The 1,481-nt window shown below is 37.1% G+C and carries 2 protein-coding genes; both read right to left on the bottom strand.

Annotation, left to right across the window (positions count from 1 at the left end):
- A partial coding sequence (locus tag GMD1S_RS07650) for a hypothetical protein (RefSeq protein WP_000114132.1) occupies positions 1-195 on the bottom strand: 195 nt, incomplete at its 3' end.
- Positions 185-1,171: a hypothetical protein gene (locus GMD1S_RS07645; protein ID WP_000816347.1), complete on the bottom strand. Its 987-nt coding sequence runs from the start codon at positions 1,169-1,171 to the stop codon at positions 185-187. The genes GMD1S_RS07650 and GMD1S_RS07645, both read right to left, overlap by 11 nt.
- Positions 1,172-1,481 lie beyond the last annotated feature (310 nt).

The following is a 1,481-nucleotide window of genomic DNA, read 5'->3' as shown; positions in this document are numbered from 1 at the left end:
AAAGCCATCTAATGAGTCTACCGTCTCTACTAAATTTTCCATACATGTTTTTGCGACACCAGCACAGGATTCTAGACTACTTGTGACTGATGAGTCAATAATAGTCGACATCCCCTTTGAAATCTCATCTGTCGAAACTTTGATACTCGCCTTAATGCTTTGAATTCGCATTGGCTGAATTCGCTTAACGGACATTACTCAACTCCTCCTTTGGTTTCAAGACATTGATAAACTCTTCATAAGAGTGAACCACATGGTCCTTCCCGTCCCTAGTTACCTCTCCATAAACCGTGAGGTTATCAAATAAATCACGGTCCTTAGGAATTAAGAGGCTAAAAATATCTGATAAAAGCTTAACATCTGTCTCGTTAGTTAAAAAATAGAGACTTCCTTTTTCTTTACTCATCAAGTCATAAGCTTTTGGGTATTTCTCCCTCAAGAGCCAATCTGAAGACTGTTCAATCACAGATTGTGAGAGATTAAGACAGGTAGTGTTATCTATAAAATCATCATTATAATAGTAATTTTTCAAACTTGTATAACGGTTAAATAAATATGTATACCTATTCTCAAGAGCAACCCCAAGTTCTTTAGGAACATCCTCTAGCTTACCTGTTTCCATATTAAAGAGGACTTCCTTACGGTCATGACCCCCAGTTTTTTGGAGAACTACCTTACGATACTCTTGATCATTGTATGTGACAAAATTAATATAAGTACTTGAAACTGGAAAGTATGACGAATCATAATCCGCAACAGCCTTTAAAAGGTCATACTCCTTACGAGGCAAATCATCCTGACTGGTATCATAAACCTGAATCTTCCAATACTCCCCCCAACTCAGATTCTTGACATCAAAGCGATTATCGTCCCATTTGTAAATTAAACGTTTACTGTCTGTCGAAAGGTAACGTTTCCCATAAATTGCACTGGTATACTCCAGTGGTTCTTCATTAGCTTCCTGCTCATTGCTATGATTGACATATTTCCAAGAAATGACCAACCCCTGTCTATTAGCTAGAAACTCATAAGAAGCTGGTTCTACCTCAGGAGTTCGCACTTTATAACGGTCATGTGTTAGGTAGCGATATAAGGGATAGGCTCCAGAAACCACAACAAGAAGGCTAAAAAGTCCCAGAATGATTAGTATTTTTTTCCTGTATTGTTTCATTGACTTCCTCCTGAATATTTGTTGTTTGTATCTGATAAACAAAGATTATAAACTCTTAATCCATTATACCATATGCGTGACACCGTGAGAAGATGAGAAAAGCAAAAGAAAACCACTTGAAATGGATTCAAGTGGCGAATAGTTAGGGGAGCTCATTATAAACAGAGGCATCATAGATCTTCTGTTGGATTCGTTTCTTTTCTGTATACTCTTCTGGTGAAACTGTATAAATCTCATTCGTTTCAATAGATCCTGCTAAATCGGTATCCATATTTTTAAAAGCTTCCGCAATCTTGTTCATAAAGCCATC

The sequence above is a fragment of the Streptococcus sp. GMD1S genome (genome assembly GCF_000296875.1).
Classification (GTDB): Bacteria; Bacillota; Bacilli; order Lactobacillales; family Streptococcaceae; genus Streptococcus.
The sequence above is the reverse complement of the archived record's forward strand: the minus strand, read 5'-3'. Positions and strand labels throughout refer to the sequence as shown.